Origin of the sequence: Nonomuraea sp. NPDC049480, assembly GCF_044465905.1 — a bacterium.
In the GTDB taxonomy this organism is placed as follows: domain Bacteria; phylum Actinomycetota; class Actinomycetes; order Streptosporangiales; family Streptosporangiaceae; genus Nonomuraea.
On the sequence record NZ_JBITMD010000037.1, the window covers coordinates 64,277 to 86,195 of the forward strand.

24 protein-coding genes are annotated in these 21,919 nt (G+C 68.8%); 14 read left to right on the forward strand and 10 right to left on the reverse strand.

Annotation, left to right across the window (positions count from 1 at the left end):
* Complete coding sequence (locus tag ACIBX3_RS54715) at positions 1–477, forward strand: GNAT family N-acetyltransferase (RefSeq protein ID WP_397128752.1); 477 nt, start codon at positions 1–3, stop codon at positions 475–477.
* Here ACIBX3_RS54715 and ACIBX3_RS54720 read toward each other — a convergent pair.
* Positions 474–1,418 carry a transglutaminase-like domain-containing protein gene (locus tag ACIBX3_RS54720; RefSeq protein ID WP_397128753.1) on the reverse strand — a complete coding sequence of 315 codons (945 nt, stop codon included), beginning with the start codon at positions 1,416–1,418 and terminating at the stop codon, positions 474–476. The two genes, ACIBX3_RS54715 and ACIBX3_RS54720, sit on opposite strands and share 4 nt — an antisense overlap.
* Before the next feature lie 60 nt (positions 1,419–1,478).
* Positions 1,479–2,102, reverse strand: a complete 624-nt coding sequence (locus tag ACIBX3_RS54725; RefSeq protein WP_397128754.1) for an ABATE domain-containing protein — start codon at positions 2,100–2,102, stop codon at positions 1,479–1,481.
* Positions 2,103–2,193: 91 nt separating this feature from the next.
* On the opposite strand from ACIBX3_RS54725, the gene ACIBX3_RS54730 reads away from it, so the two are divergent.
* A complete protein-coding gene (locus tag ACIBX3_RS54730) occupies positions 2,194–2,958 on the forward strand; it encodes an MBL fold metallo-hydrolase (protein WP_397128755.1) in 765 nt (254 codons plus the stop codon).
* Positions 2,959–3,170: 212 nt separating this feature from the next.
* Here ACIBX3_RS54730 and ACIBX3_RS54735 read toward each other — a convergent pair whose 3' ends face one another.
* The 4 genes from ACIBX3_RS54735 to ACIBX3_RS54750 all read right to left on the reverse strand — a co-directional run bounded on the left by ACIBX3_RS54735 (position 3,171) and on the right by ACIBX3_RS54750 (position 7,052).
* Positions 3,171–4,370 carry an MFS transporter gene (locus ACIBX3_RS54735; RefSeq protein ID WP_397128756.1) on the reverse strand — a complete coding sequence of 400 codons (1,200 nt, stop codon included), beginning with the start codon at positions 4,368–4,370 and terminating at the stop codon, positions 3,171–3,173.
* Between the two features lie 11 nt (positions 4,371–4,381).
* Positions 4,382–5,719 (reverse strand): DNA-3-methyladenine glycosylase 2 family protein, encoded by a 1,338-nt coding sequence (locus ACIBX3_RS54740; protein ID WP_397128757.1) that lies wholly within the window; start codon positions 5,717–5,719, stop codon positions 4,382–4,384.
* A gap of 184 nt (positions 5,720–5,903) precedes the next feature.
* Positions 5,904–6,356, reverse strand: a complete 453-nt coding sequence (locus tag ACIBX3_RS54745) for a GbsR/MarR family transcriptional regulator (protein ID WP_397128758.1) — start codon at positions 6,354–6,356, stop codon at positions 5,904–5,906.
* 72 nt (positions 6,357–6,428) lie between these two features.
* Positions 6,429–7,052 carry an FMN-binding negative transcriptional regulator gene (locus ACIBX3_RS54750; protein WP_397128759.1) on the reverse strand — a complete coding sequence of 208 codons (624 nt, stop codon included), beginning with the start codon at positions 7,050–7,052 and terminating at the stop codon, positions 6,429–6,431.
* Between the two features lie 25 nt (positions 7,053–7,077).
* On the opposite strand from ACIBX3_RS54750, the gene ACIBX3_RS54755 reads away from it, so the two are divergent.
* From ACIBX3_RS54755 to ACIBX3_RS54765, 3 genes are all read left to right on the forward strand, one after another.
* On the forward strand, positions 7,078–8,415 hold the full coding sequence (locus ACIBX3_RS54755) for an aminotransferase class I/II-fold pyridoxal phosphate-dependent enzyme (protein ID WP_397128760.1): 1,338 nt from the start codon (positions 7,078–7,080) through the stop codon (positions 8,413–8,415).
* Between the two features lie 131 nt (positions 8,416–8,546).
* Positions 8,547–8,738, forward strand: coding sequence for a response regulator transcription factor (locus ACIBX3_RS54760; RefSeq protein ID WP_397128761.1), 192 nt, complete (start codon positions 8,547–8,549; stop codon positions 8,736–8,738).
* A gap of 362 nt (positions 8,739–9,100) precedes the next feature.
* Positions 9,101–9,976: a hypothetical protein gene (locus ACIBX3_RS54765; protein ID WP_397128762.1), complete on the forward strand. Its 876-nt coding sequence runs from the start codon at positions 9,101–9,103 to the stop codon at positions 9,974–9,976.
* A gap of 258 nt (positions 9,977–10,234) precedes the next feature.
* On the opposite strand, the gene ACIBX3_RS54770 is transcribed toward ACIBX3_RS54765, so the two are convergent.
* Positions 10,235–10,924: a hypothetical protein gene (locus ACIBX3_RS54770; RefSeq protein ID WP_397128763.1), complete on the reverse strand. Its 690-nt coding sequence runs from the start codon at positions 10,922–10,924 to the stop codon at positions 10,235–10,237.
* Between the two features lie 242 nt (positions 10,925–11,166).
* Between ACIBX3_RS54770 and ACIBX3_RS54775 the strand changes: the two genes are divergently transcribed.
* Together ACIBX3_RS54775 and ACIBX3_RS54780 are read left to right on the forward strand one after the other, a co-directional pair.
* Positions 11,167–12,321 carry a sensor histidine kinase gene (locus tag ACIBX3_RS54775; protein WP_397128764.1) on the forward strand — a complete coding sequence of 385 codons (1,155 nt, stop codon included), beginning with the start codon at positions 11,167–11,169 and terminating at the stop codon, positions 12,319–12,321.
* 10 nt (positions 12,322–12,331) lie between these two features.
* Positions 12,332–13,009 carry a response regulator gene (locus ACIBX3_RS54780; RefSeq protein WP_397128765.1) on the forward strand — a complete coding sequence of 226 codons (678 nt, stop codon included), beginning with the start codon at positions 12,332–12,334 and terminating at the stop codon, positions 13,007–13,009.
* A 117-nt stretch (positions 13,010–13,126) separates the two neighbouring features.
* Here the strand turns inward: ACIBX3_RS54780 and ACIBX3_RS54785 are convergent, their stop codons facing one another.
* Entirely contained in the window at positions 13,127–14,011 is an 885-nt protein-coding gene (locus ACIBX3_RS54785) for a hypothetical protein (protein ID WP_397128767.1), read from the reverse strand.
* The gene (locus ACIBX3_RS54790; RefSeq protein ID WP_397128768.1) at positions 14,008–15,726 is read right to left on the reverse strand and encodes a hypothetical protein; all 1,719 of its coding nucleotides are present in this window, start codon (positions 15,724–15,726) and stop codon (positions 14,008–14,010) included. The genes ACIBX3_RS54785 and ACIBX3_RS54790 overlap by 4 nt, the downstream gene beginning before the upstream one ends.
* A gap of 83 nt (positions 15,727–15,809) precedes the next feature.
* Here ACIBX3_RS54790 and ACIBX3_RS54795 point away from each other — a divergent pair, with 83 nt between their 5' ends.
* The 5 genes from ACIBX3_RS54795 to ACIBX3_RS54815 all read left to right on the forward strand — a co-directional run bounded on the left by ACIBX3_RS54795 (position 15,810) and on the right by ACIBX3_RS54815 (position 19,788).
* Positions 15,810–16,652, forward strand: a complete 843-nt coding sequence (locus ACIBX3_RS54795) for an NUDIX hydrolase (protein ID WP_397128769.1) — start codon at positions 15,810–15,812, stop codon at positions 16,650–16,652.
* A 156-nt stretch (positions 16,653–16,808) separates the two neighbouring features.
* Positions 16,809–17,708 carry a M23 family metallopeptidase gene (locus ACIBX3_RS54800; RefSeq protein WP_397128770.1) on the forward strand — a complete coding sequence of 300 codons (900 nt, stop codon included), beginning with the start codon at positions 16,809–16,811 and terminating at the stop codon, positions 17,706–17,708.
* 565 nt (positions 17,709–18,273) lie between these two features.
* Positions 18,274–18,867, forward strand: a complete 594-nt coding sequence (locus ACIBX3_RS54805) for a DUF6069 family protein (RefSeq protein ID WP_397128771.1) — start codon at positions 18,274–18,276, stop codon at positions 18,865–18,867.
* 175 nt (positions 18,868–19,042) lie between these two features.
* Positions 19,043–19,384: a hypothetical protein gene (locus tag ACIBX3_RS54810; protein WP_397128772.1), complete on the forward strand. Its 342-nt coding sequence runs from the start codon at positions 19,043–19,045 to the stop codon at positions 19,382–19,384.
* Complete coding sequence (locus ACIBX3_RS54815) at positions 19,381–19,788, forward strand: VOC family protein (protein WP_397128773.1); 408 nt, start codon at positions 19,381–19,383, stop codon at positions 19,786–19,788. The genes ACIBX3_RS54810 and ACIBX3_RS54815 overlap by 4 nt, the downstream gene beginning before the upstream one ends.
* 42 nt (positions 19,789–19,830) lie before the next feature.
* On the opposite strand, the gene ACIBX3_RS54820 is transcribed toward ACIBX3_RS54815, so the two are convergent.
* Entirely contained in the window at positions 19,831–20,613 is a 783-nt protein-coding gene (locus ACIBX3_RS54820; RefSeq protein WP_397128774.1) for a L,D-transpeptidase, read from the reverse strand.
* A 166-nt stretch (positions 20,614–20,779) separates the two neighbouring features.
* Here ACIBX3_RS54820 and ACIBX3_RS54825 point away from each other — a divergent pair, with 166 nt between their 5' ends.
* On the forward strand, positions 20,780–21,520 hold the full coding sequence (locus tag ACIBX3_RS54825; protein WP_397128775.1) for a hypothetical protein: 741 nt from the start codon (positions 20,780–20,782) through the stop codon (positions 21,518–21,520).
* 74 nt (positions 21,521–21,594) lie between these two features.
* Positions 21,595–21,888: a hypothetical protein gene (locus ACIBX3_RS54830; RefSeq protein ID WP_397128777.1), complete on the forward strand. Its 294-nt coding sequence runs from the start codon at positions 21,595–21,597 to the stop codon at positions 21,886–21,888.
* Positions 21,889–21,919: the final 31 nt, after the last annotated feature.

The window sequence follows — 21,919 nt, forward strand, 5'->3', positions numbered from 1 at the left end:
GTGGACATCATCGAGACCCCTGCCCTGGACCTCCTTCCATTGCGTGTCGAGCATGCCGACGAGATGGCCGTCGTACTCTCCGACCCGGACCTGTACGCGTTCACCGGCGGCACACCACTCTCCGCGCAGGAACTTCGCGATCGCTACGAGCGGTTGGTCGCCGGACCGCCCGGCTGGCGCAACTGGGTGGTCCGGTCGCGGGAAGAAAAGCGTCTGGTCGGATATGTCCAAGCCACCATCGACGGTGAAACCGCCGAAATCGCCTGGGTGATCGGTACGCCGTGGCAGGGCCGCGGCCTGGCGACCGCATCCGCCGAGGCCCTGGTCGGCTGGCTTCTGGAGCAGGGGATCAGCACGATCGTCGCGCACATTCACCCCGACCACGCGGCCTCGGCCTCTGTCGCGGCCTCCGCCGGGTTGCGCCCCACTGACCGGTGGCACGAGGGCGAGGTCCGCTGGGAACGGACTTCCGCCTAGCTGTCCGGGAAGAGCGCCTGCCGGCGGAGCCGGACTTCGGACGGACCGTTGAACGGTGCCAGCGACACCACCGTCTGGGGCGTCCGCAGTCCCTCGTTCGCCGCGAACAGCGTCCGCGCCGCATCGAGGGAAACGTCGTCGCCCGCCACCAGGGAGGCGTGGTCGTGCAGCTCACAGACGGCGTCCGTCATCTCGGTGGAGCCGCCGGTTCCCGCACCCCAGGTGTCCCACAGCAGCGTCTCGACCTTGTTCAGCGCGGCGAGGTCGACCCGCATGTCATGTGCCACGAACCACTCCCCGTACATCGGCCCCTCCTCCGGAGGATGGAGTCCGAACGTCTTCGGGTCCGCCCCGCCTTCCCGGATGGACTGCCAGGCCTTGCCCGCCACCAGGAAGCGGTCACGCGGCACGTCCATCGGGTCGAAGTCGATCTTCCACGCGTCGGCGAGCATCGGGTCGGTGAGTTGCGGATCGGCGAGCACCCAGCCTCGCTCGCCGTCCCAGTACTCGGTCACCACGTGGTCGGAGTGGAACCCGTCGGAGCCGAAGTAGTCGGCGAAGCCGATGCGCAGGCGCGCGGGAACGCCCGCGTGACGAAGGAACGAGCAGTACAGCAGCGAGAAGTCGCGGCACACGCCGATGAAGCGGTGACCGGGCTCGCGCCGCTCGGTCAACGGCGCGGTGTTCCGTTCGACGATGATCCGCAGGATGTCGTCGACATAGCGCGTCTCGGCATCGTTGTGCAGGCGGTCTTGGGGGATGGCATACCGGAACACCGGGCCTTCCAGGCGGTGGATGATCAGGTCGCGAGCTGTGCGGGCAAGATCCGCTGGATCGTCGGGAAGGCCGGCGTAGAGGTGGGAGAGGGCATTGGGCGCGGAGAAGGCGCTCTGAGCGGCATAGAAGGCGGCTTCGTCCGCTGCGAGACGGTTGGATGGCATGGCTGAACCCCAGAAGACGTGGGCTGAATGGTCGACTGCCGGCCGGCGCCCCTTACCGTGTCAAAATCTTCCGTTGATTGTCCAGATTTCCTGTTGGTCGTCCCGGCTGCGGCGGGCGTAGGCGCGGGCCGCGCGGACACGGTCGCCGCAGCGGACCGAGCACCAGTGGCGGCGGCCGTGGGTGCGCAGCAGGTAGCGGTTGCAGGGGGCGGCGCCGCAGGCGGCCAGGCGTTCGGCGTCGGGGCCGGTGAGCAGGTCGGCGGTGTCGGCGGCCAGCGCCGCCAGTGCGTGGTCGACGGCCTGGTCGACGGGGTGTGTTTGGACGCGGTGCAGGCCGCGGGCTTCGTCCCAGTGGAGCAGGGACGCGGTGGGGACCTTGGTCAGAGCGTCGTTCACGGCGCGCACCGACTCCGCCGGGGCGGGGAGCGCGCCGATCCGTGAGGCGAGGAGCGCCCGCACGTGCTCACGGAGCCCACGCAGCCTGGCTGTGCACACCTCCTGCAGGCCGACGCCGGCCGGGGCGAGGTCGTGCTCGGCCAGCCACCGGGTCGCGGCCTCGGGCGTGCCGAGGAGATCGTAGCGGCGGTCGCCGGGCAGGGTCACCGCGCTGTTGGCCAGGTCCAGCGCGGGGTAGCGCTCCGCCCCCGGAGCGGGCGGCAGGACGGCATGAACGGGGTGCTCCATGGATCTCATGTTAGCTGTTGGCGTTTTCCGTGAGGATGCACTACCGTCAATCACGGAAAATCGTTCTGTCTTCCGTGAGGTGCTTCCAATCATGGCCATCGAGCAGGTCCCCGTCCGGGTCTTCGGCGGCCCGACCGCCCTCATCGAGTACGGCGGGCTCAGGTTCCTCACCGACCCGACCTTCGACGCTCCCGGCGACTACCCCCTGGGCGGCGGCCGCTTCCTCACCAAGACGGCCCCCGCCTCCGCCACTCCTGCCGACCTCGGCCGCGTCGACGTGGTCCTGCTCTCCCACGACCAGCACCCTGACAACCTCGACCACTCCGGCCGGGCTCTGCTCGCCGACGTCCCCCTGACACTGACCACTCCGAGCGGCGCGGGCCGCCTGGGCGGCGCCGCCCGGGGCCTGGCGCCCTGGGAGCACGTCGACCTGGACCGCCCCGGCGGCGGCACCGTGACCGTGACCGTGACGAGCGTGCCCGCCTTGCACGGCCCCGAGGGCTCCGAGCCGATCGTCGGCGAGGTCGTCGGCTTCGTACTGACCGGGGACGATCTGCCCACGGTCTACATCAGCGGCGACAACGCGTCCCTGCCGCGGGTGGAGCAGATCGCCGAGCGCTTCGGCCCTGTGGACACCGCCGTCCTCTTCGCCGGCGCCGTCCGCACGGCCGTACTCGACGGGGCGTTGCTCACCATCGACAGCGGCCAGGCCGCCGAAGCCGCCAAGATCCTCGGCGCGCGCCGGGTCGTGCCCGTGCACGTCGACAGCTGGGCTCACTTCACCGAGGGTCGCGACGACGTGGTGGCGGCCTTCACCGCCGCAGGGCTGGCCGACCGCCTGCAGTTGAACGGTTGAGACCGCCTGCCGGCGCACCGCGAGGCGTCTCTTTGTCCACAGGGTGTGCATAGGCAACTTCGCGAATCTGGACGAACGGGATGACCTCCTCTGGTCACGCTCTGAGACCTCGCAGGTCCGGTCTGTGCTGCGATGACGTCTACCTAAGGGCCTCCGCGGCCGAGGCCCCGGAGGTCGCCCGAGGGTGGAGCTTTATCCACAGGCGACACGGGTTATCCACAGGCAGCTGCGGGTCGCGGGGTATCACGCAGTAACAGCAGGGCAAGGGCCGGTACGGCGGCCAGGCTGGTCATCAAGACCACGGCGCCCGTCAGGTCACCCTTGACGAGGAGCGGGGTGATCAGGGCGGCCCCGATGGGCGGAGTGGCCTGCATCATCGTGCGGAAGACGCTGAAAACGCGACCGCGCTGCGACGGCGGGACACGCTCCATGCGCAACGACTGCGCCCAGACCGTCATGGGGGCGCTGAACGTCCCCATGATCAGAAAGGCGGCGGTGACCGGGATCCATCCGGGAGCGCCCAGGAGCGCGAGGATGCCGGCCGCGGCCACCAGCTCGACGACCGCGATCGCGGTCAGCCTGCCGATCCTGGGGCGCCAGGCGCCCGCCGCGAACCCGCCCAGCACCTCCCCCACGGAGAGGGCGGCCATGAGCAGGGACAATGTGGCGCCGTCGCCAGGGAGACGCTCTTTGGCCAGCCAGGGGGCCATCACCATGGTCATCGCGCCTTCGGCGATGTTGAACGCCATGAACGCCAGCGTCGTGCCGATGAGCACCCTGTCACGGAAGACCGGGATTCCCTTGACGGCCGGACGTGGGTGCGGGCGCAGAGGAGTGCGGACCCGGGTCAAGGTGATGGCGAAGCAGGCGTACGTGGAGGCGTCCAGCGCCAGCAGGGTCACCGGGCCCATGGTCGTCAGGAGCGGCGCGGACACGGTGAAGCCGATGATTCCCGACACCGAGTAGCTCAGGGACTCCAGAGCGTTGGCGGCGTCGCGCTGTCCTGGGGTCACCAAGTCCGGAATGGAGGCGGGGACGGCGGCCATGGGGATCATCTTCAGCAAGCCGTACACGGCCGCGACCAGGAAGGGAAGCCATTCCGGAACGGCGCCGGCGGCCGCGGCGACCGGGATCGACGCCACCGCGAGACCGCGCAGGACGCTGTCGGCGATCAGGACCGTCCGCTTGTCGAACCGGTCGAGGACGGGCCCGGCCGCGAGGCCGCCGACCAGGACCGGGGCGGTGTAGCAGACGGCCAGCGCCCCCAGCTTCGCCGTGCCGTTCTGCTGGCCGAGCACCAGCCAGGACAGGGCGATGTAGGTCATGCTGTCGCCCATCACGGACACGGACGCGCCCATCCACAGGCGGCGGAAGTCCGGCCTGCTGCGGAGCAGGCGAACATAAGTCGACACGGGTTCTGTCCTTACGTGGTTCGTAGATACCGCATCGCGTACGACCGCCAGGGCCGCCACCGCTGTGCCCGCGCCTGGATGGTCGGGTCCGCGGGCAGGAGGACGTCGGGGTCACCGAGGGCGCGCACGCGGATCCGGGCCACGGCCTCCGCCGTCACGCCCGGCAGCGCGAGGAGCTCGCGTTCGACCTGGTCGCGGTCGGCCTCGGGGCCGAGGTGGACGGTGCCGGCGAGCAACGCCTTGACCAGGTCGGCCACCGGGGCCGGGACGTCCGCGCCGGCCAACGCCTCCATGCGGGGAAAGGCGTGGGTGAGGGCGGACGATGGTGGCAGCGGGGCGCCGTAGCGCTGGACCAGGCGGGTGAGCAGGGCGCGGCCGGTGTTCGTCTCCTCGTCGAAGATCGAGCGGATCGCCATCTCGGCGGCGTCGACGTGACCCGGCACCCGCCTGCCCGGGGCGGCGGCGATCAGGGGAGCCAGGAACGGGTCGGCGCCGAGGTGGTCGTGGACGTCGCGAGGGTCGGCGTCCAGGTCGAGGAGGCGACGGCAGCGCCGTACCGCGGCCGGGAGGTCCTTCATCGTGTCGAGGCGCAGCTCGCAGGACACGTGTCCGCGGCCCGGACGGAGCGTGACGACGCCCAGGCCGTACGGAAGGGTGAGGGCCCGGCGGTAGGAATCGTCGCCGGCCTCCTCCAGGCCGGGGATCGCGCGCTCGGCCAGATACCCGAACAGGTCGGCCAGGTCCAGGGGCGGGCGGTAGGCGAGGCGCAGGTGAAGCACTCCGTGGGGCTGCGGGCGCGCGGGGCGGAGCGCGGTGGGGGTGGTGCCGTACACCTTGTGGATCGTGTCGTTGAACTGGCGGATCGTGGAGAAACCGGCGGCGAAGGCGATCTCGCCGGCAGGCAGATCGGTGGTCTCCAGGAGGGTCCTGGCGTTGGCCGCGCGCTGCGCCCTGGCGAGGGCCTGCGGGCCCGCGCCCAGGTCGGCCACGAGCTGGCGGCGCAACTGGCGCTCGCTGTAGCCGAGCCGGTCGGCGAGTCCGGTGACGCCCTCCCGGTCCACGAGCCCGTCGGCGATCAGCTGTACGGCGCGGCCGGTGACGTCCGCGCGGACGTTCCACTCGGGGGAGCCGGGCGCGGAGTCGGGACGGCAGCGCTTGCACGCACGGAAGCCCGCCTCCTGGGCGGCCGCGGCGGACGGGTAGAAGCGGACGTTCTCCCGCTTGGGGAGCGCTGCCGGGCAACTCGGGCGGCAGTAGATGCCGGTGGTCACGACGGCGACGAAGAAGCGGCCGTCGAAGCGGCCGTCCCTGCTCCTGAGCACGGCGTAAGCGTCTTCGTCTGCGAGCACGTGCCCCACTCTTCCGCCCGGCGGGCGATGCTCACTAGTGATGATCGGACATCGAGCCTCGTGAGAGACGATGGGCGGCCATGGACATCACCAGTGCCGTCGTCACGCGCTCGCCGACACGCCGATCGGCGGTGCTCTGCCCGGCGCTCGTCCGCAGCGGCGGCCGGCCCGGCTCCCTCAACCGCTATAGAGGCGGATCGAGGACCTCGGCCAGGGCGGCGACGGCGGATCGGGCCGAGCGGATGCGCCCGGTCTGCGCCTCGTCGGTCCAGCCCAGCCGCAGGCCCTCGGCGGCCAGCTCGTCGAACGCGGCGAACGCGGCGAGCTTCTGCCGGATGACCTTGGACCAGGCGTCGTCCTCGATCTGGTAGTAGACGTTCCGCTGCCCGGGTTTGCGCAGCCTGCGGATGAGTTTGATGGACGTCAGGAGCTGCAGGTTCGTGGTCAGGGACGCGCGGCTCGCGCCGATGGCCGCGGCGATGTCTCCGGCCGTCTGCTCCGGCGGGTCGCACGCCATGAGCCAGCCCAGGACGCGGCCGGTGATGGGGGCGAGCCCCCACTCCTGGGAGACGAACGTCGCCACCCGCTCGACCCAGTCGAGCACCTGCTCGCGGCCGGGGCCGTCCTGCGCGGTCATGCGATCAACCTAACGCGCGCCTTCCCACCGGAGACCGACCGGCGTCGGCACGGCGTGAGCGAGGACTCCCGGTTATCCGGCGGCCATCCGCCTGAGCTGCTGCGCCCGTGTCCCGGCGTCCCCCGGCAGGTCGCGCTCGGCCAGCCCGGCCGCGATCCGCTCGCGGAACTCGACCGGCCGGTGGTCGTCGTACTTGAACTTGGCCCGTACCCCCACCACCTCCAGCCGCAGCCCGCGGATCGCCGACAACATCTTGCGGTACGGTCCCTCGTCGGCCGCCACCACGCCGTGATCGCCGTCGGGCTGGTGATGGGCCAGCTGGCGGCGCAGGATCTCCGCCTTGCCCTCCTTGTCGTCCACGATCCGCGCCGCGCACGTGAGCTGGACCGTGGCGTAGTAGCTGGTCGGCACGCCGTTGTCGGGGGAGTCGGACCGCCATGTGGACGGGATGTAGGCGTAGTCGTCGTGAACGCTCACCACCACCGCCGGGTTGGCCTCCAGCGCCACCCAGATGGGGTTGGGCCTGGCCAGGTGGAGCACGATCTCCGCGTCGCCGTCGAACAGGAAGTGCGTCGGCACCACGATCGGCGGGCCGCCGTTCGCGCCGTTGGCGGCCAGCTGCCCGAAGTCGCGGGTACGCAACCAGCTCCGCCACTCGTCTCCCTCGCGAGCCGCGTCCCATGGATGAATCAGCACCGAAACCTCTTTGTATTAGTACATAATGTATTTTGTGCTAGAAAAATACCGGATCACCGGTGGGACCGCCAGCGAGATTGCCGCCGGCGTCGAGGCCGCCGTGTCGGAGGGGCGGCTGGCGCCGGGGGCGGCGCTCCCGCCGGTACGCGAGCTGGCCGCGCTGGCCCAGGTCAGCCCCAACACGGCGGCGGCCGCGTACCGGCTGCTGCGTGAGCGCGGAGTCGTCGAGACCGCCGGGCGGCGCGGTACCAGAGTCAGGCCCAGGCCCGCGAGCACGGCCCGCGAGGACATCCGCATCGAGGTGCCCCCGGGCGTGCGCGACCTGTCCAAGGGCAACCCCGACCCCGCCCTGCTGCCGTCCCTGCATGAGGCGCTCGCCGCCGCGGCCCGCGCGCACCAGGAACGGCCCGCCATGTACGGCACGGACGACGACGAGGAGCTCCTCGCCCTGGCCGGGGCCCGCCTGCGCGGGGACGGCGTGCCCGTGGCGCCGCTGGCGATCACGTCGGGCACCCTCGACGCCGTCGAACGCGTCCTGGGCGCCTACCTGCGGCCCGGCGACGCGATCGCGGTCGAGGATCCCGGCTGGTCGTCCCTGCTCGACCTGGTCGCGGCGCTCGGCCTGCGCCCGGTGCCGATGCGGCTCGACGACGACGGCCCGCTCCCCGGCGAGCTCGACAAGGCGCTGCGGGCCGGCGCGCGGGCCGTGGTGATCACGGCCCGCGCCCAGAATCCGTCCGGCGCCGCCGTCACCGCCGAGCGTGCCGCCGCTCTGCGCGAGCTGCTGGCCGCGCACCCCGGCGTGCTGCTCGTCGAGGACGATCACGGCGACGGCTTCGTGGACGTGTCCCTGCACCCGCTGGCCGGCACCACGGCCCGCTGGATCCTCGTCCGCTCCACGGCCAAGGCCTTCGGGCCCGACCTGCGGCTGAGCGTGATCACCGGCGATCCGGCCACGCTGGACCGGCTGCGCGGGCGGCAGCGGCTGGCCACGGGCTGGGTCAGCCACCTGCTGCAGCGGGCCGTGGCGCACCTGTGGCGTACGGGAGCGGTGGACACCGCGGCGGTGGCGGCCTCGTACGCCGAGCGCCGGGACGGCCTGGTCGCGGCGCTGGCCGAGCGCGGCGTCCGGGCGCAGGGACGCACCGGGCTCAACGTGTGGGTGCCCGTCGCGGACGAGGCCGCCGCGATCAGCTACCTGCTGGCGCGCGGCTGGGCCGCCGCCCCGGGGGCGCGCAACCGCGTCGCCACGCCGCCCGCGCTCCGCCTCACCGTCTCCCCGCTGTGGCCGGACGACATCCCGCCGCTGGCCGACGACCTCGCCGCCGCCGTCCGGCCCCCGTCCCGCGGCCGGTACGGCTAGTCACGCACCAGGCCGGCGCGCAGCGGCGCGAGGAAGAGGCCCGCGTCGAACGCGGTGCGCACGGTCCCCTTACCCAGCGGAAGGCACACACGCCGGAGCCGCAGCGGACGCTGAGCCCGCGCGAACTCGAGGTGCTGCGGCTCATCGCCCGTGGCGCGACCAATCGGGACATCGCCGGGAAACTCTTCATCACCGAGGCGACGGTGAAGACGCATCTGCTGCACATCTTCGCCAAGCTGGCGGTCAAAGACCGGGCGGCCGCGGTGACGGCGGCGTACGAGACCGGCCTGCTCAAGCCGGCCGCCGAGTCGGACCACCACTAGCGTCCGTCGTATCCAGGCCTGTGGGGTGACCACCCCCGACATATGGCCTGACAAACTTCCACAGGCTTCCTTACTTGGAACGCACTAATTTCCGGTAGATGACTCTCTGTGGTCATGTGGAGTGGGGCCGGAGTAGCCGGGGCGGATGCCTCTCGGTCGGACCCCGTGGAGCCCGCTCCCGTGGGGAGACCTGGCCAAACATGAACAACGTTCTGGTTGGGTGTCCGTCTTGTCCCGATACCTGGGGATTTCTGACACAGCAATGTTGCGATCATGGTGACGATTGGTCAACTCTCCCTCATTCTCTGTTATGGTCCCGTCTTGTCCGAAATTGGGACACCCTTTACCTTCCTAGGAGGATCATGAGGCGCACACAGAGGTCCGTCGCCATCGCCACGGCGCTGGCAGCGGCCACCGCCCCCTTGCTGGCTCTCGCGTCCCCGGCGGCCGCTGAATCCACCAAGGCCACCCACTCCACCCAGACCGTCCAGAACCTGCCGCTGGACTGGCTCTCCTTGGACGCGCTCAGCGGCACCCAGCTGCTGCAGCGCGTCAAGGAGTTGCTGGGCAAGGGCTACGTTCCCCAGGCGCTGAGCGTGACGAACGCGGCCAACCCGCAGTACACGTCCGTGTGGATCAAGGACGCCACCAGCAAGGTGAACGTCCTGCAGGGCCTGTCGGCCACGAGCCTGCCCAAGACCATCACTGAGCAGCTGAAGGCGGGCTTCCAGCCCAAGCTGATCACCGGCACCGGCACGGGCGCGGACGCCGTCTTCGCGGTGGTCTTCGAGAAGACCACCCAGCTGGCCAAGTCCCAGCTGAGCATGACCAAGGAGACCTTCGCGAAGGTCAACGCCGAGTTCACCGCCGCCGGTTTCAGCATCGCCTCGCTGGACGTGTACGGCACGGTCGAGAAGCCGCTCTACGCGGCCGTCTGGGTCGCCGGCGCCGCCACGGGCTCCGTCCAGGTGACCCTGGGGCAGACCGTGGAGCAGCGCGGCCAGGAGCTGCTGGCGAAGGCGAAGCAGGGTCTGCGTCCCGTCGCCATGGCCGTCGAGCCGGGCAAGCTCATCACCACCGTGTGGAGCAAGGGCAGCACGACGGGCCTGAAGGAGTACCTGAGCCTGTCCAAGCTGACCTACACGCTCAAGTCCACGCAGCTGAAGGCTCTGGGGTACCAGCCGGAGATCCTGGACGCCGAGGGTGGCACCATCTCGTCGATCTGGAGCAAGAGTTAAGAGCCTGTGGTCCGCCGGATGATCGATCTCGGCGGGTAAGGACTCCGTCGGTCCGCCTACGTCCCCGTATCGGGGAGCCGGCTGTCCGGCCGGTGCCGCCGATGGAGAAGGGCCGCACCCCGCAGAGGAAGATCACCCGCACAGCGGAGCATCCGGTGAAGCCGCGGCCGATGATCGTGAGCTGAGTCCGGCACAGGAAGAGTGTGCCGGACTCAGCTCCACGATAGTGCAGGTCAGCGGCGACCGCCTGCCCGAGGCTCACGCGGCGGCGCGCTCGCGCTGGAAGACGCGCACGCCGGCGACGGCAAGGGGCAGGAACAGCAGGGCGAACACGGTGCCGATCACGTACGTCAGGTCGATCGGGATGAACATCATCCCGACGAAGGCGCCGAGGTAGACCGCGGTCAGCCACCAGCCCACGACGCCCGCACGGGCGAGTCCGGCGCAGAGCGCCAGCAGGCCGAGGAAGGCGAACATCTCGGTCCCGCTCCACAGCGGCATGAAGGCCGACCCGTCCACGGTGTCGGAGATCCGCACCGCGTCCCCGATCGGGAGCTGCTGCCCGATGACCATCCGCCACCAGTCGTCACGTACGGCGCCGGACACGTTCAGGAGTCCCAGCGCGGTGGCCAGCACGCCCAGCAGCGTCGGCCAGCGGCCCTTGCGGCCGCGGACCAGCCCGGGCACCACGAGCGCGCCCAGCGCCCCGGCGATCAGGCCGTAGTGCAGCAGCATCGCCGACAGTTCCGTCAAGAAGGAGTCGCGGGCCAGCGAGGTGACGTAGTCCGCGGTCGAGTTCGAGGCCTGGGGCGGGCAGGCCATCATGCCGGCGAACATCAGCAGGGGGCTGCTGATCAGCGCGGCGCCGCCGACGCGCCGCAGGAACCGGCTCGCGCGGTCGGGGACCACGTCCGCAGGGGGCGCGGGGGTGTGGGTGAGGGGGGTCATGTCGTACCTCCGTGTCTTGTGGCGCTCGATGTCGCCCGGCGGATCCTGGGGCGGATCGTCGTGGTCAGAACTCTCCCGCTCAGGGGCTCATCGGCGCGTCATCCATCGCGCACCATGATCGCTCCCCGCTTCGACGGACCGGGGACTCTGACCGGGTCCGCTGTTCGGCGGATCCCGTGGCCTGCGGGGGTCCGCCATCCGGGGGAGTCGGCCGGTGGAACGCATGGTTACCATCGGTGGCCATGACGATGACCCGGCTGAGGGACGTCCGCCTCATCCCGCTGGTGTTCGGACCGCTGATCGGCTTGCTGGCCGTGATGGAGATCCGGCTCGACGACTTCTTCGGTGACAGCGCCGCCGTCACCTGGATCGCGGGCGTCCTGCTGGGGGCCGGGGTGGTGCTCGCTGCCTGGTACCCGTTGGCCGGTACGATCTTCGCGGCCGTCTGCCTGCCGATTCCCGTGGCCGTGTTCGACGCGCCAGGGATCGGGGGCGCGGCGATGATCGGGATGATCGCGGTGGTCGCGTGGGCCGGCTGGCGCGAGCCGCCCCGGCGCTCGGCCCTGGCGTTCTGCGTCGCGGGCGTGTCCTTCGCGAGCACCTCGCTCGTCATCGGGGAGTCGCTGTGGGAGTTGTTCTTCATCGCGGCGATCCTGCTGCCCGGCTGGTGCATGGGGCTGCTCGCCCGCCGCAGCGGCGAACGCGCGGCCGAGCTCGCCGAGCTCGCCGCCGCCCTCGACGCCGAACGCGAGGCGAACGCCCAGGCCGCGGTCGCGCAGGAGCGTACGCGCATCGCCCGCGAGGTGCACGACGCAGTCGCGCACTCGGTCAGCGTGATGACGCTGCAACTGGGCGGCTTGCGCCGGCTGCTCGCCGGCCGCCCGGCCGAGCAGGAGATCGTGGCCGGTCTGGAGCGTCTCGGGCGCCAGACGGTGGAGGAGATGCGCGGCCTGGTCGGCATTCTGCGCGAGCACGTCGACGGCGAACGGCCGGCGCCCTCGCCGTCGCTGGCCCGCGTCGGCGAGCTGATCGCGGATGTCCGCGCCGCCGGCCTGCCGGTGACCCTGGACTCCCCGGAGGAGCCGCCCCAGCTGCCGCCGGTCCTGGACCTCACCGCGTACCGGGTGCTCCAGGAAGCCCTGACGAACGTGCTCCGGCACGCCGGCGAGGTGCCGACCGCGGTCACCATCGACTACACCGACCGTGCCCTCACCATGGAGGTACGCAACGAACCCGGCGCGCAGGCTCCCCCGGAGCAGGGCGCCCGGCGCGGCGGCCACGGGCTGGTCGGCATGCGTGAACGCCTGGCGATGGTGCAGGGAACCCTGCACACCGGCGCCGAACCGGACGGCGGGTTCGCCGTACGCGCCCGGTTCCCCATTCCTCGCACATGGTAGGAAAAGCGACATGGCAATCTCGGTAGCGCTTGTCGACGACGAGGCGATGATCCGCGTCGGCCTGCGACTGGTCCTCAGCGGCGAGCCGGACATCGAGGTCGTCGGCGAGGCGTCCGACGGCGTCGAGGCCCTCGACCTGGTCGCGCGCACCCGGCCCGACGTCGTGCTGATCGACGTGCGCATGCCGAGGATGGACGGGCTGGAAGCGTCGCGGCAGCTCGTACGCGACCACTCCGAGAGCAAGGTCATCGTGCTGACCACGTTCGACGAGGACGCGCACGTCGCCGCGGCCCTGCGTGCGGGCGTCAGCGGCTTCCTGCTGAAGGTCGCCCCGCCCGAGCACCTCGTCGAGGCCGTCAGGACGGTGGCGGCCGGTGGCGGCCTGCTCGACCCGGCGGTGACCTTGCGCGTGATCGCCGCATTCGCCGGCCAACCGGACCCCTCCCGCGGCACGAGCCGGGCGGCCGAGCTGGAGTCGCTGACCAATCGCGAGACGGACGTACTGAAGCTCCTGGCCCAGGGCCTGACGAACACCCAGATCGCCGCCCGGCTCTACCTGGGGGAGGCGACGGTCAAGGCGCATCTGTCCCGGGTACTGATGAAGCTCAATCTGACCACCCGCGTCCAGGCGGTCGTCTTCGCCTATGAGAGCGGCCTGGTCCGTCCCGGCGAGAACGGCCGCCCCTGAGGTGTTACTGTGCGCAACCCGTTGCGCACAGTAACGATCCGACGCGTGAACCATATGGAACGCGCCACTGGCGCGGTGACCCATCAACGGCACCCTGGGCATCCAACGGGTTCCTGGTCAGGCGTGACACGGAAGGTAGGGAATCAGAGCGCGCAACACCTCGGCGGCGTGCCGGGCAGCCGTTTTCTGCAGGGCATCGTTCTTGTCTCTGTCCGAGTAGTCGGAGACCCCGCGGATCACCACCCATCCATGCATCTGGGACGAGTTACCGCGCTCGTGGAATGCCTGCGCCAGGCCGCCGGCTTCCATGTCGACCACGGAAACCTTGTCGTTGTAATGCTTGAGATATCTTCTGATCTCAGATTCGGCGTCCGCGATTACGGCGTCGCCGGTTCCGATGATGCAGGGAATGACGTGAAACCCTTCGGCGGATTCGTCATCACTCGTGAACCGGGCCGGTTCGCCGTAATCGATGAAGAAGCTGTTGACGGCGTTTCCCACCATGGCAGGCGTCTCGCGGTCCTCGCCTCTGCGCTGGATCCCGGCAGCCGTTTCCTTCCGGAGATCGTAGTAGACGGCTCGCGTTCCGATGGCGACGTCGCCCGCTGAGATGTCCGGATAGAATCCGCCCCCGATGCCGACGAGGGCGACGACAGCAGGCCGGAACGTCTCCCTGAGATTCTCGAAGGCGACCATCGTCGATCGTTGGCCCTGGCCCAGCGAACGGATCATCGCCACCCTGGTGGCCGAGCCTCGGAGGCCGACCGTTCCACGGAAGAAGGGCAGTCCGTTCACGGGCTCACGTTCGAGTTCGAGGGCTGTTATGACCGCCCTGGCCTCCGATTCTTTGATCGTTATCACGCCGACGTCCGCCCGCCTGTCCACCCCCGCCTCCGCCCCGTGTCGGTGGATGACTGTGGCGCCCTCACCGACCGCGGAGCCGTTGACGGTCATGGGGCCGCCCTGATTGACTATTCCGCTGTTCCAGAACTGCCCGGTCATGCGTGGCCTCCTCCTGCTGCGCTTCCGAAGGATTCGGGTAGGTCGATTCTCACCTGCGCATGGGGACCGACCGCGGAGCCGTTGACGTTCATCGACTCGCCGAGGTTCATGATTCCGGTGTTGATGATATTGGTGGCGCGCTCCTCGAACTCTGAGATGTCGACACCCTTGTCGCGCAGGAACTCTGTCGCTGCTTTCAGCAGACGATCCTCGATGAGCTTCACATGGTCAGAGATGAGCGTTCGGTCGAGTTGGGCCGACTCCCACGGCATGCGCTTCTCTTCTCGGACGCTCAGCTTCGCTCCGATCCTCACGCCGCGTTTGGCATCCAGAACGCGGGTGCGTCGCGCGCGGAACGCGCCGAGCAGAATGGCGGGGACGTGGATCAGACGCCACGACCGCATGGTGTCGGTGAGAATGTTGGTAATACCTCGTACCGCCGCTCGGAGGACGGCTCCAGGCCTGCGCTCGCCGTACTCGTCGAGAACGTGATAATCGTCCGGCGTACGGGTCAACGCGCACGCGGCGAAATCCAGGCTCAGTGCGCGACCTTTGACCGTGGTGCGCACGAACACCGTTGTGACCAGCTCGCCGACGACCGACGTACGGATCTCAAGGAAGTGATGGAACCGATCGAACGGCCGGTCGATTATTTCGTTGATTTTGTCGGCGGACGGCTCGCCGAGCAGCCAGTCGCGTTCGGAGGGCACATCGGCTTCCGCTATGAAGATACGGTCGGCTTTTCTGAAGTCGGGAAGGCTGGTGGCGTCATCCGCTCCGTCGAGCCGTTGCATCTCGTCCTTCAGGTGGATGACCAGCTCATGTGCCTTGAACGGGAGAGGGTAGAATTCCCGGTCCGCCATGCTGCCCGCGCCTTTCTGCAACAAGTGGATGCTGAGCGGCGGGCTCCAGCGATGGATCAGCCGTCCGGCCCCGACGAATGGCTTGCGTGAGTCGTCGAGAGCCAGGATGTCGCGGAAATTCTCCGGTTGCGGCTCCTCCTTGGGCGGCCTGCGATAGATGACGTACGGGTGGTACTGCTGTTCGTTGATCGTCTGATATCGGCGGCTCTTCGGCGCGGGCAGACGGCCCTTGGCCGTTCGGTGCAACGCGATGCGTTGGGCGGCGCCGCAACCGCACGCGACGACGGCTATCAACATCCCCGTGATCGTCGCCTGCTGCAGCAGTTGCGTGAGAGGGATGCCCGCCATGCCGGAGATCACGGGAACGGCGACGACCAGGACGCCGCTGCCGATCCAGGCGAGTTTCATCGAGCGGAGCTGCGCGGCGAGGTCGTTCGACTGGCTGCGCCAGCGGGCGCGACGCAAGAACCGGTCCGCGCGCTCTTTCACCTTCAGCGGCAGGGCGACCAGTGCGCTTCTGACGGCGGTGGCGAGACACCAGCACAGGCCGAACAATGCCGCCACGGCGACGGTCGCCGCGGGTGTCCGTACAAGGCCGCCGAGGAGGACCGAGAGGGTCAGTATCCACCTCAGGGTTTCCAGGCACCACGCCCGCCAGGCGTGGACGACCACCGGCACCAGATCGAAGCCGTAGGAGGGCGCGACCATGTGCTTGGAGTCGTTGTACACGCGGCGGATGACCATCTCGCGGAAGTCGCGATCAAGGTAAACGCCGGCACAGAGGTACCGTGTCGCCCTTGAGTCGACTGCCCCCGTGCCGTTTTCTGGACGTACCATGCGCGATCGGGCCATGAGCCCTCCCCGGCAGCCATTTAGGTAAATCTGACCATAAGTCGGTCGCGACTTAGAGTCAAGTAGACCTTTAAATGGTGGGTATGGCAATGAGCAAGACAGTCCGCCGGCGCCGCCCACCCGCCTCCCTGATTGCCGCGGCCGTGGATCTGGTGATCTTCACTGTGCGCGATGGCCGCCTTCAGGTGCTGCTGATCGAGCGCGGCAACACGCCCTACCGGGGCCATGCGGCACTGCCGGGCGGGTTCGTGCGCGACGGTGAGACGCTGGACGCGGCCGCCCGGCGGGAGCTACGAGAAGAAACCGGAGTCGTCGGCGACAACCTGCACCTGGAACAACTGCGCGCTTACGGCGAACTCGATCGTGACCCACGCGGACGCGTCATCACCATCGCCTACCTCGCACTCGGCCCCGATCTACCTACGCCCGAGGCGGGAACCGACGCATCCGCCGCCCACTGGACCCCGGTCTCCACAATCCTCCACGGGCGGGTCGCACTCGCCTTCGATCACGAGGAGATCCTCCGCGACGGGCTGGAGCGGGCCAGGTCGCACCTCGAGCACACCACGATCGCCACCGCCTTCTGCAGGGAGCCCTTCACCATCGCCGACCTGCGCCAGATCTACGAGGCGGTGTGGGACGTCGCCCTTGACCCCAGCAACTTCCGCCGCAAGGTCATGAAGACCGAGGGCTTCGTCGTCCCCATCGGTGAACGACGGCTCCCCGATGTCGGCCGCCCGGCCGCCCTGTTCCGCAGAGGGCTCGCCGAGACACTCACTCCACCGTTGACGAGATCGTCCACGGCATCGGCTTCCGGGAGGGGACGCCGAGCACGGAAAGCCGTAAAATTTCATGCCACAGAGATTGATGAAGAGAACTTTCAGAGTTATGTTCATGATCGACCCGTTCGCTCCCGTGGACGGTGAGATGTCGACATGTCCCCTGACGGTGGCCTTTCCCCCGCCCGCCGAGGTTGATCACCATGACGCCAACGTAGTTCTGTCGCCACGAGGGCTCATCGACATCAAGGAACTGGGCGCCCCAACCGCATCCCCCATACGCACCTGTTCAGAGAGGTGAGCATGCCCACGACCGGCAGCCCGACCTGGCCGAACACCCTCAGATCCGCGATCACTGCCCTGTTGCTCGCTCTCGCGGCAGCGCTACTTCCCCAGCCCGCCTCAGCGCAGGGCACCGGCCTCCTGGCGGTGCCCCACAAGAGCCCGTTCAACTGCGGGAAGACCTTCTACGCCAACAACTGGTCTCCCGGCCACAACCCATCGGGTTCTCTCGACTGGCAGGACTACGGGGGCGATGACATCAACGGTGAAACTGTGCGCGCCACCGCTTCCGGCACCGCGTACTTCTACGACGCGGGAAGCACCAGCTACGGCAAGTGGATAGAGGTCCGTCACAGTGACGGCAGCAGAACCCGCTATGCCCACCTCGCGACCATGGTGCGGTCAGCCGGAGGCTCAATGGGCGTCAGCCAGGGCACCGCGATCGGAACGGTCGGCTCGACGGGCGGCTCCAACGCCCCGCACCTGCACTACGAGCAGCGGACCTCCAGCGGTGCGGTGGACACCAGCCCGACCGTTGACGGCGTGACCGTGTCGTTGGGCCAGAAGAAGGCCGTTACCAGCACCAACGCCTGCAGCGGCAACCCCCACACCCCCGAGGAGGTCTGCGGCAGCGGTTACGCGGTCATCGACTCGGCCGGCCTCACCGGTGGTACCACCTACCTGCTCTACAACTCGGGTAACGGCTACAACTGCGTCGCGACGCTGAAGACGACGAATGTCGGCTCAGCGTCGTCGATGTCGGCCTTCCTGGAGCCGCAAGGGGAGAGCCGGACGACCGACTCGGGCAGCTACGGCTATTACGCGGGGCCGGTCAGGCGCGACGCGGCCGGACAATGCGTCAAGTGGGGCGGCTCGATCGGCAGCAGCTCATACACCAGCCCCTTCGAACACTGCGATTAAATCTATCTGTACCTAAGCAAAACGGACATCGGCGTAATCTCGTCGCATGCCGGCCGAGGCTGGGCGGCGATCCGATGGAAGCCGAAGCCGCGTCCGTCCGGCAAGCCCGGGCGGACCGTGGCTGAGAACCGCGTTGCCGGGGCCTGACTCCTCGCTCCTGGGGGAGTGCTGCGGAAGAAATCGATCAGCAGTTCTACCGGTCATCACCGGCTCGCATGGCGAGTGCCGGCAACTGTTCACACCCTGACGCATTTGGGTGATCGGTCGTTGAAGGAACCGTGGAAGCGTTCTTCCGGCGACTGTTTTCCCGGCAGCGCAAAGACGTCAAGGCCCACCTCCCGATCATGGGAAGTGGGCCTTCGACGTGCGGTGGAGCCTGCTGAGACAGGCGCAAGGCGGTAGATGGTCACGACCGTGGTCGCCGCCGCGCAGGCGACAGGGTCAGGGAGCGTTTCGCCGGCGTGCAGGAGTGGAAGAGGTGCGGCTGACTGTGCCCCGCGGCTCTTGACAGCGCCTGTAAGGTGCTCGAAGTGCCTGACCAGCATTCGCGACAAGGGTGATTCGTATGTCATACCCCTCCCATGATCGCTATGACCGCCGTCCCGAATCGACCCGGCCGAGAGTGAATCCCGCGCGAGTGTGGGGAGGCGGCGTGGCCGCCGCCGTGGTGGCAGCGTTGATCGTGGTGGTCGGAGTCATGATCAGCAAGCGGCTCCTGGGCATCCGCGTGCTCACCCCCGACGGGGCATCCGCCTACGGCAGCGCGGCGACCACGGGATATGCGATCTCGGCCGCCGCTGCCGCACTTGTCGCCACGCTGCTGCTGTACATCCTCATGCTGTCGACCCCCGAGCCGACCAGGTTCTTCGGCTGGATCGCCGGGCTCTGCACCGTCATCGTCACGATCCTGCCGTTCATGTACTCCGCAGACCTCATCGAACAGCTCGCCACGGCGGCCATCAACCTGGTCATCGGCATCGCCATCCTGTCGCTGCTGGCGTCGATCGGACGTACGGCCATCGAGCACGTGCCGGATCCGGGACCGTACCCGTACGACCAGCCCCGCGGGCGTGAGCCCCGGCCATACGAACAGCCCGGCTACGAGCGATCCCGTGGCTACGAGCCGCGCGGACATGAGCGCCGAGACTACGACCAGTAGGGCTGATCGGGACCATCAGTCGGTGTACTCGACGACGTCGAGCTCCACCCCGCCCGCGGCGTGCTCCACGAACTCCTTGCTGGTACCCGCCACAAATGGCCTGACCGACCCGCTGAACCTGAGTGGTCAACGCATTAGTCTGATTCCAGGACGACTCGGACGGAGGCGGACGCAGATGAGCGAGACCGATCCGCACATCCACGTCGAGCAGAAGGTGGTGCAGGCCAGCGCCGGCGGCCGCAATATGACCGTGTCGTTGCTGGGCCTCGTGCCTGATTCACCGAGTGTCGTCACCACCGGTTGCGGACTCCAGGTGCCCTATGCGATGACCTCTCCTCGTCCGGAAAGCGTCACCTGCCTTCCCTGCCGGGAACACGCTTCCCAGGAGCACCTGCGTTTCGCCGAGCAGGTGGAGCGCCTGAGCCGGTGGCCTGGCGGGCCCGTCACCGGCGACGAGGCGGCCAAGGCCGCGCAATGGGCCCGGGACCTCGCGAAGAGGTTCTCCGGCTGGCCATGACTGGTGGGCCGGCTCGTTTTGGCGGGCGAGACGATGTTGTCCTGGTGGTAGTCCTGGACTGCGCCGATCTGGATCGGTCCGCGGCGTTCTGGTGCGGGGCACTCGGCTACAGCGCTGAGTCAAGCTCGACGGGGCGTTATCGGCGATTGCTACCCCCAGGAGGGAACGGCGTTGAGCTGCTGTTGCAGCGGGTTCCAGAGCCGAAGGTGACCAAGAACCGGATGCATCTGGATCTGCGCGTGCCTGACCTGGAGACGGAGGTGGCCAGGCTGGTGGCCTTGGGCGGGCGGCGCACCACTGACAGTCCCGTCGAGGAAGACGGCTGGGCTTGGTATGTGCTCACCGATCCCGACGACAACGAGTTCTGTGTGTTGCAGCCATCAGAGAAGCTCGCCGGGCCTTGATCACGACGTACGCCGAGGACCCGTTGGCCGCCGCCCTCATCCTCAGGGAGCGATCAGAACCGGAGTCCCCAGAGGCAGTCCTGCCAGTACCTTGAGCGCGCGAGCAGGCACCCTGATGCAGCCGTGCGTGACCGCCTTGCCGAAAACCTTCCGGTCCGGCCAGCCGTGGAAGGCGACCGTGCCGGGACCGCCGCCGAAGGTGTCGAGCGTCTGCGAGTGCGTGCCGAGTGGCAGGATCAGCGGGCTGTAGGTCTTCTTCTTCGGCGACATCAGGGCCAGCAGGAAGGTCCTGCCCACCGGGGTGGGCGTCTCAGGGCCGCCGACGGCCACCGTCCAGGTGCCGAGCTTCTTGCTCGCGTTCATCACGGTCAGCTGCCTGGTGCCCAGCTTCACGATGGCGCGGTAGCGGCTGCGCGCCTTCTTCAGGCCCTTGGCCTTGATCCAGCCGGTCACGTGGTTGGGCTTGCTGGGCAGGAGCACGCGGTACCAGCCCTTACGGGCCCCCACCACCGGGACCCAGGTCTGGCTGCCGAGCTGCTTCGCCGGGAGGGTGGCGGCGGGCTTGCCGCCGGGCTGGGCGTAGACGGCCACCGTGCGTGCGGGGTGGACCACGATGCCGCTCAGCTTGCCGTACGTGTCGGTGTCCTGCGGGAGGCCGCTCAACTGCGTGAACGTGGTGGCCTTGGGGAGTGCGGTCGCCATGACCGAGGCGCCGGCGGCGAGGGTCACGGGCGACGCGGCAACGGCCCCGGCGGGGATCGAGGCGACGAGGCTCATGGCGACGAGCGCGGCGCCGATGAGTCGGCGGGGGGCATCGAGCGGCACGATCGGCTCCTGAGGGTTCTAGTGCACATACAACACGAACGCGTAACCATCTGGCCTGGTAGATAACGGTTTGGAACGATTGAAGACTCTCGGCCAGCGGTGTGACATTTTTACACATGTGAGCCGTTTGAGGCTCTTGGTATCTCATACACCTCGAGGTGCGCTCGTGACACCCCCCAGACTCTCCTCAGTCCGTCGCTGGATCACAGCGGCACTCACGCTCGCCGTGGCCGCGCTCGCGGTCCTGGCCATCTCCAATACGGCCTCAGCGGCACCTGGCGACAACGGCGACGTCAAGATCCACAAGTGGACGACGCCGGAGGACGACCGGCGCGACGAGCCGCACGTCTGCGTGTTCTATCTGGTCGGGTTCAACTTCGACGCGGCCGAGCAGGTGAGTTGGGAGATCAAGTCCTGGCCGCCCACGGGTGACAAGACCACGGTGAAGAGCGGCACCCTCGTGCTCGACAAGGACGGACATGGCCGTACCGTCGACATGACCCTGCCGGACGGGCACTACAAGCTGTTCTGGACCTTCGCGGGCAAGAAGGGCGCGCCCAAGCACAAGGTGTTCTGGGTCAAGTGTGAGTCCACGCCGACGCCGACGCCCACGCCGTCCCAGACGCCGACGCCGACGGTGACGCCCTCCCAGACGCCGACGTACACTCCGACTCCGACTTCCACGCCCACTGCGACGCCCACGGTGACCCCCACTCCCACGAAGACGCCCACCTCGACCCCGAAGCCGAGCTACACGCCGACTCCCACCCACCCCGGCCAGCGTGATCACGGGACGGTGACCCACGACTGGATCGAGTGGGACGAGAACGTCACGCAGACGCAGGACGAGCCCAAGCCCGCGCCCACTCCGACGCCGGTGAAGACCAACATCCCGGTCACTGGCTGACACGAGACACCGAACGACGAGGGCCCGGATCAACGCGATCCGGGCCCTCCGTCGTATCTCAGCTCCAGACGAGCATGCGCAGCGGATCCGCGAGCATCGCGTTCAAAGCCCTCCAGAGGCATCTCGCAGGCGCCGGTGATGATGCGGGACGCCGAACCGTCCGCCAATGGCGCGCCACCGGCGTGGTCAACGGCTCCTCCGCCGTGATCGCCGTGGTCGACGACCGGGTGGTGGGCCTCCTGGTGCTCGGGATGCGCGGGGGAAAGATCGCGTTCGCGCACGGCATGGCCTCCCCGAAACGGCTCGGCCGTCTCACCGCGGTGTGGTCGGAGCAAGAGCACGGCGCACCGATCATCGAGTCCTGGTGACTGACGTCACGTAAGAGCTCTCGTCAACGCC